The following is a 7,236-nucleotide window of genomic DNA, read 5'->3' on the forward strand; positions in this document are numbered from 1 at the left end:
CCCCGGGCCGTCGGCCGCCGCGAGCAGCCCGATCCGCCGGGCTCCGGCGTCGGCGAGGTGGTCGAGCACCGAACGCACCGCCGCCGCGTGGTCGTTGTCCACCCAGCCGTACACCGGCGTCGAGCCGGGATGCCCGCCGCTGACCACCGGCACGCCGCGGCGCAGGAGTTCGTGCACGAGCGGGTCGTCGTCGACGGGGTCGACCACGATCGTGCCGTCGAGCGCGACATTGCCCCACACGTCGTGTGGCGAGGACGCGGGCAGCACGACCAGCGCGTAGCCCCGATCCAGCGCGGTGGCGGTGGCGGAGCGGACGAGTTCGGCGAACCACGCGAACTCGGTGAGCGCGAACGGTTCGGTCGAGCGCATGGTCGTGGTCAAACCGAGCAGGCCGGAGCGGCCGGTGCGCAGCGTACGCGCGGCGGCGGACGGCCGATAGCCGAGCCGATCGGCGACCTCACGCACGTGCACGCGGGTCGTGTCGGGCAGTCTGCCCTTGCCGTTGAGGGCGTCGGACACGGTCGTGATCGACACTCCGGCGGCCGCGGCGACGTCCCGGATGCCCACCCGGATCCGCCGCCCCACGCGCGGTACATCTGGCGCTGTCATCGTCCCGACAGTAAGCCGACCGGGCCGCCTGGGTCGGGTTCATACCATTGCTTTGCGAAGAAACGTGCCTTCCCATACCTGCCGCTGAACGTCGGCCCGGGCGCGGCGACGTTCGCCGGCCACCGGCGGGTCGGGAAACCCGCGCAACCCGGCAGGCCGATACGGGGAAGACGGAACATAAGGTGAGCCCACCGGGACGTGCGCCCCCGCACACCCGACGGTATGCGAGGAGGACGGGCGTGACCCAGCAGCCCCGAAACACGGACGACAGCGGCGCTCCCCGGCTGCGCGCGGCACTGGAGGGCCTGCCCGCCTACAAGGCCGGGCGCCCGGCCGCGGCAGGCGAGGGGGCGCAGACGTTCAAGCTGTCGTCCAACGAGAACCCGTACCCGCCGCTGCCGGGCGTGCTCAAGGTGGTCGCCGAGGCCGTCGGTGAGATCAACCGCTACCCGGACGCCGCCAACGTCGAACTGATCGAGACGCTCGCCGAGCGCTTCGGGGTGCCCGCGTCGCACATCGCGACCGGCACCGGTTCGGTGGCCGTCGCGCAGTCGCTGGTCAACGCCACCTCGGGTGAGGGCGACGAGGTGATCTTCGCGTGGCGCTCGTTCGAGGCGTATCCGATCATCGTGCAGCTCGCGGGGGCGACGGCGGTCCCGATACCGCTGCTCGCGGACGAGAGCCACGACCTGGACGCGATGGCCGCCGCGGTCACCGACCGGACCCGGCTGATATTCGTGTGCAACCCGAACAACCCCACCGGCGCGGTTATCCACCGGGCCGAGTTGGAGCGCTTCCTCGATCGCGTGCCGCGCGACGTGCTGGTCGTGCTGGACGAGGCGTATCGCGAGTTCATCCGCGACGAGCAGGTCCCCGACGGCGTCGACGTCTACCGTGACCGGCCCAATGTCGCGGTGCTGCGCACATTCTCGAAGGCGTACGGGTTGGCGGGCCTGCGGGTGGGCTTCGCTGTCGCGCACGAGCCGGTGGCCGAGGCGCTGCGCAAGGCGTCCGTACCGTTCGGCGTGAACCGGCTCGCCCAGGTCGCCGCCATCGCGTCGGTGCACGCCGAGGCCGAACTCCTGGAGCGGGTCGCGGCGTTGGTCGACGAGCGCACCCGCGTCCTGGAGGCGCTGGTGGGTCAGGGCTGGACGATCTTCGACTCGCAGGCCAACTTCGTGTGGCTGCGTCTGGGGGAGCGCACGAGCGAGTTCGCCGCGATGTGCGAGGCCGCCGGCGTGACCGTACGGCCGTTCGAGGGTGAGGGCTGCCGCGTCACGATCGGCGAGACCGAGGCCAACACGGTGTTCCTGGAGACGGCCGCGCGGTTCATGCAGAAGTAGTTCACGACGAAGTAGTTCACGCAGAAGTAGAGACCCGAAAAGGCAGGGCCCGGGCGACGGTCCGGGCCGCGTGAGCGGACGCCGGCCCCGACCCGAGCACCGGGTCGGGGCCGGCGTCTTCGTGCGCTTCGCGCCACTTCGCGCACCCTTGGGTACCCCCGTGCGAGAGCCCCGGAAGGGCTCGCTAGAGTTTGTGAACGGATGCACAAGCTCGACTTTGTGAACCAGTTCACAAAGTCGAGCCGGTGAATTCGCACGTCCGTCCCGCTTCCTCCGGGTCTGCCCGGCGGTACGTCGGGCGGGGCGCGCGGAGGAGGCGTGTGCACCGTGAACCCTGTGCGCTCGCGCGGACACGACCCGCAACCAGGAGGAATGAGGGGCCCATGGACCTCGCCCTCGAAACACTCGACGTCGCCCGGTGGCAGTTCGGCATCACGACCGTCTACCACTTCCTCTTCGTTCCGCTGACGATGGGCCTGTCCATCCTCGTGGCGTGCCTCCAGACCGCGTGGGTGCGCACCGGCAAGGAGCACTACCTCCGGGCCACCAAGTTCTGGGGCAAGCTCTTCCTGATCAACTTCGCCCTCGGGTTGGTCACGGGCATCGTGCAGGAGTTCCAGTTCGGCATGAACTGGTCCGACTACTCGCGCTTCGTCGGCGACATCTTCGGGGCCCCGCTCGCGATCGAGGCGCTCGTTGCGTTCTTCCTCGAATCGACGTTCCTGGGCCTGTGGATCTTCGGCTGGGAGAAGCTGCCGAAGAAGATCCACCTCGCGACGATCTGGGCCGCGGCGATCGGCACGATCCTGTCGGCCTACTTCATCCTGGCCGCGAACTCCTGGATGCAGCACCCGGTCGGCTACCGGATCAACCCGCAGACCGGTCGCGCCGAACTGACCGACTTCATGGCGGTGCTCACCAACAACACCGCGATCGCCGCGTTCATCCACATCGTCCCGGCCGCGTTCCTGGTCGCCGGCGGCTTCCTGATCGGAATCAGCTGCTGGCACCTGCGCAAGCGCAACGAGGTGGCGGTCTTTCGCCCGTCGCTGCGGCTGGGGCTGTGGGTTTCGGTGCTGGCCGGCATCGGCCTCGCGCTCACCGGTGACGTGCAGGGCAAGCTGATGTACGACCAGCAGCCGATGAAGATGGCCTCGGCCGAGGCGCTGTGGGAGACGTCCAAGCCCGCGCCGTTCTCGATCTTCTCCTACGGTGACGTCAACAAGGGGCACAACAAGGTCGCCATCGAGGTCCCCGGCGCGCTGTCCTTCCTCGCGAAGAGCGACTTCGACGCGAAGCTGCCCGGCATCAACGACCTGCAGAAGGAGTCGGTGGTCAAGTACGGCCCCGGCGACTACCGACCCAACATCTTCGTCACCTACTGGTCGTTTCGCCTGATGATCGGCGTCGGCATGGTCACCGCCGGGATCGCCCTGGTCGGCCTGTGGCTGACGCGGCGCGGGCGGGAGTTGCCGACCAACCCGTGGGTGTACCGGATCGGCCTGTGGACGATCGCGTTCCCCTTCGCCGCGAACTCCTTCGGCTGGATCTTCACCGAGATGGGCCGCCAACCGTGGCTGGTCTTCGGGGTGCTCAAGACCGAGGCGGGCGTGTCGCCGAGTGTGTCCACCGGTGAGGTGCTGACCTCGCTGATCGTGTTCACGCTCTTGTACGGCGTCCTCGCGGTCGTCGAACTCGGCCTGATCCGGCGCTACGTCAAGGCCGGACCGGAACCGATCAAGGCGCCCGTGACCAGGGATCCCGACGATCCGACGGGCGCCGGCGACGACGCCGACCGACCGCTCGCCTTCGCGTACTAAGGGAGACGTGCCATGGGTCTCAACGAATTCTGGTTCCTGCTCATCGCCGTTCTGTGGATCGGCTACTTCTTCCTCGAAGGCTTCGACTTCGGCGTCGGCATCCTGACCAGGGTGCTCGCGCGCGACGAGACCGAGCGCCGAGTGCTGATCAACACGATCGGCCCGGTCTGGGACGGCAACGAGGTGTGGCTGATCACCGCGGGCGGCGCGACCTTCGCGGCGTTCCCCGAGTGGTACGCGACCTTGTTCAGCGGGTTCTACCTGCCGCTGCTGCTGATCCTGGTCTCGCTGATCCTGCGCGGCGTCGCGTTCGAGTATCGCGCCAAGCGCGACGAGGACAGGTGGAAGCGCGGCTGGGAGCAGGCGATCTTCTGGGGTTCGCTGATCCCCGCGTTCATGTGGGGTGTGGCGTTCGCCAACATCACGCGCGGCGTGAAGATCGACGCGAACAAGGAGTACGTCGGCAACCTGTTCGACCTGCTCAACCCGTACGCGCTGCTCGGCGGCGTGGTCACCACGGTGCTGTTCACCTTCCACGGCGCGGTGTTCGTCGCGCTCAAGACGGACGGCGACATCCGCGGGCGGGCCAACGCGCTCGCGGGCAAGCTGGGCCTGGCGACTGCGGTGCTCGCGTCGGCGTTCCTGATCTGGACCCAGGTCGACAACGGCAACACCAGGACCCTGGTCGCGATGATCGTCGCGGTGGTGTCCCTGGTCGCGGCGCTGGGGATGAACCGGATCGGGCGCGAGGGCTGGGCGTTCGCGCTGTCGGGGGTGACCGTGATCGCGGCGGTGGCGATGCTGTTCCTGTCGCTGTTCCCCGACGTGATGCCCTCCAGCCTGGACTCGGCGTGGGACCTGACCATCCACAATGCGTCCTCGACGCCGTACACGCTCAAGATCATGACCTGGGTCGCGGGCTTCATGACCCCGATCGTGCTGTGCTACCAGGCGTGGACCTACTGGGTGTTCCGCAAGCGGATCAGCGTCAAGAGCATCCCGACCAAGCCGGCCTTCGGGGCTGCGGCGTCCGACCTGGTCGGCAAGTAGCGATCGGTCGGCGACACTCGAAGCGGCGTCGATCGCCGCCCGAGGTTCCCCGGACGCGCGACCCTCGCGACGACTGTGACATCCGTACGAACTGTGACATCCGTACGAAACGAAAGGCCGGTTCGTGAAGCCCGTTGACCCGCGCCTGCTGATCCACGCCCGTGCCACCCGGGGCTTTCTGGTCCTGACCGTGGTGCTGGGCACGGCCGGCGCGGGTCTCGTGCTCGTCCAGGCCGGCCTGCTCGCGCGCATCGTCGTGCGCGCGTTCGAGGACGGCGTGGGCGTCGCCGACCTGTGGTCCGAGCTCGGGTGGCTCGCCGCGGTCACGCTCGCCCGCTCGGCGATCTCGTGGCTCACCGAGGTGGTGGCGCACCGCACGTCGGCGGCGGTGAAGTCGCAACTGCGGGCGCGACTGCTCGCGCACGTGGTTCGGCTCGGGCCGGCGTGGCTCGACCACGAGCGCTCGGGCGAGCTGACCACGCTCGCCACGCGCGGCGTGGACGCGCTCGACGGCTACTTCGCGCGCTACCTGCCCCAGCTGATCCTGTCGATCACCGTGCCGATCGCGGTGCTCGCGCGCGTCGTGTTCGGCGACTGGATCTCGGCGGTCACGATCGTGATCACGCTGCCGCTGATCCCGCTGTTCATGGCCCTGATCGGCATGGCCACGCAGAAGTACATGGACCGCCAGTGGAGCGTCCTCAACCGGCTCGCCGGTCACTTCCTCGACGTGGTCGCGGGGCTGCCCACGCTCAAGGTGTTCGGCCGCGCGAAGGCGCAGGCGAAGTCCATCCGCACGATCACCGACGACTACCGCACCGCGACCCTCAAGACGCTGCGGATCGCCTTCCTGTCCTCGTTCGCCCTCGAACTGCTCGCGACCATCTCGGTCGCGCTCGTGGCGGTCGGCGTCGGCCTGCGCCTGGTGGATGGCGACCTGGGCCTGGAGACGGCGCTCGTGGTGCTGATCCTGGCGCCGGAGGCGTATCTGCCGCTGCGTCAGGTGGGCGCCGAATATCACGCGAGCGTCGAGGGCGTCAGCGCGGCGGAGCAGGTGTTCGCGGTACTGGAGACCCCGGCCGAGCCCGCGGGCACCGCCGCGGTGCCCGACCCCGCAGCGGCGGATCTCGTGCTGTCGGGGCTGAGCGTTCGACACGACGGGCGGGCCGACCCGGCGCCGCGTGACGTGGACGTGATCGTGCGGCCCGGTGAGACGGTCGCGCTGACCGGACCCAGCGGCTGCGGCAAGTCGACCCTGCTCTCGGTGCTGCTCGGCTTCACCCGGCCGAGCGCGGGCCGGGTCACGGTCGGCGGGGTGGACCTGGCCGACCTCGATCCGGCCGCGTGGCGTGCGCAGGTCGCGTGGGTGCCGCAGCGGCCGTACCTGTTCGCGGGCACGATCGGCGACAACGTACGACTCGCCCGCCCCGACGCGACCGAGGAACAGGTACGGCGGGCACTCGCCGACGCCGGCGCGGCCGAGTTCGTCGCGGCGGCGGGTGGCGTGCACGCGCTGCTCGGCGAGGACGGGTCCGGCCTGTCGGCGGGGCAACGCCAGCGCCTCGCGCTCGCCCGGGCGTTCCTGGCCGACCGGCCGATCCTGCTGCTCGACGAGCCCACCTCCAACCTGGACGGCGAGAGCGAGGCCACGATCGTCGAGGCCGTGCGCGGGCTCGCCCGGGGGCGCACGGTACTCCTGGTCGCGCATCGGCCGGCCCTGCTGCCGTTGGCCGACCGGGTCGTGTCGATCGGGACACCGACGGCCGCCGACGACGCCCGAGGCACCGGCGCACACCCGGTCGGCCCTCCGATCGCGGCACACCGCGACGCGGTCGACGCGCTCGTGGCGGCCGAGCCGCCCGACGGGGGCTTCGAACACCCCGAGGTGGGCGGTGCCGTCTCGGCCGGCTTCGGGCCCGGCCGTCGGTTGCTCGCGCTCGCCGCCCCGCTGCGCGGCCGACTCGCGCTCGCCGTGCTGTGCGGCGCGCTCGCGCTCGGCAGCTCGGTGGCGCTGATGGCGACGTCGGCGTGGCTGATCTCGCGCGCGTCGCAACACCCGCCCGTGCTCACGCTGATGGTCGCGGTCACCGGGGTACGGGCGTTCGGGGTGTCGCGCGCGGTGTTTCGCTACGTCGAGCGGCTGATCGCGCACGACGCGGCGTTTCGGATCCTGGCCCGGCTGCGGGTCCGGGTCTACGAGCGCCTGGAACGGCTGGCCCCGGCCGGCCTGCCCGCCTTTCGGCGCGGCGATCTGCTGTCTCGGCTGGTGGCCGACGTGGACGCGGTGCAGGACTTCTTCCTGCGTGCGCTGGTGCCCGCGTGCATCGCGGCCGCGGTGGGCGCGGGCGCGGTGCTCACCGTCGCGATCGTGCTGCCGGCGGCGGGCGGCGTCCTGCTGCTGGGCCTGCTCGCGG

5 protein-coding genes are annotated in these 7,236 nt (G+C 70.4%); 4 read left to right on the forward strand and 1 reads right to left on the reverse strand.

Annotated features, from left to right (window positions below):
- Positions 1 to 609 (reverse strand): LacI family DNA-binding transcriptional regulator (locus GT354_RS22375; protein WP_161358157.1); only part of this gene is annotated, 609 nt, incomplete at its 3' end.
- 239 nt (positions 610 to 848) lie between these two features.
- On the opposite strand from GT354_RS22375, the gene hisC reads away from it, so the two are divergent.
- From hisC to cydD, 4 genes are all read left to right on the forward strand, one after another.
- Positions 849 to 1,952: a histidinol-phosphate transaminase gene (gene hisC / locus GT354_RS22380; RefSeq protein ID WP_161358158.1), complete on the forward strand. Its 1,104-nt coding sequence runs from the start codon at positions 849 to 851 to the stop codon at positions 1,950 to 1,952.
- Between the two features lie 383 nt (positions 1,953 to 2,335).
- The gene (locus GT354_RS22385) at positions 2,336 to 3,772 is read left to right on the forward strand and encodes a cytochrome ubiquinol oxidase subunit I (protein WP_161358159.1); all 1,437 of its coding nucleotides are present in this window, start codon (positions 2,336 to 2,338) and stop codon (positions 3,770 to 3,772) included.
- Between the two features lie 12 nt (positions 3,773 to 3,784).
- The gene (cydB, locus tag GT354_RS22390) at positions 3,785 to 4,822 is read left to right on the forward strand and encodes a cytochrome d ubiquinol oxidase subunit II (protein ID WP_161358160.1); all 1,038 of its coding nucleotides are present in this window, start codon (positions 3,785 to 3,787) and stop codon (positions 4,820 to 4,822) included.
- A gap of 124 nt (positions 4,823 to 4,946) precedes the next feature.
- Positions 4,947 to 7,236, forward strand: a 2,290-nt coding sequence (gene cydD / locus GT354_RS22395; protein ID WP_161358161.1) for a thiol reductant ABC exporter subunit CydD, incomplete at its 3' end; no start/stop codon positions are given.

Origin of the sequence: Streptomyces sp. SID3343 (assembly GCF_009865215.1) — a bacterium.
In the GTDB taxonomy this organism is placed as follows: domain Bacteria; phylum Actinomycetota; class Actinomycetes; order Streptomycetales; family Streptomycetaceae; genus Embleya.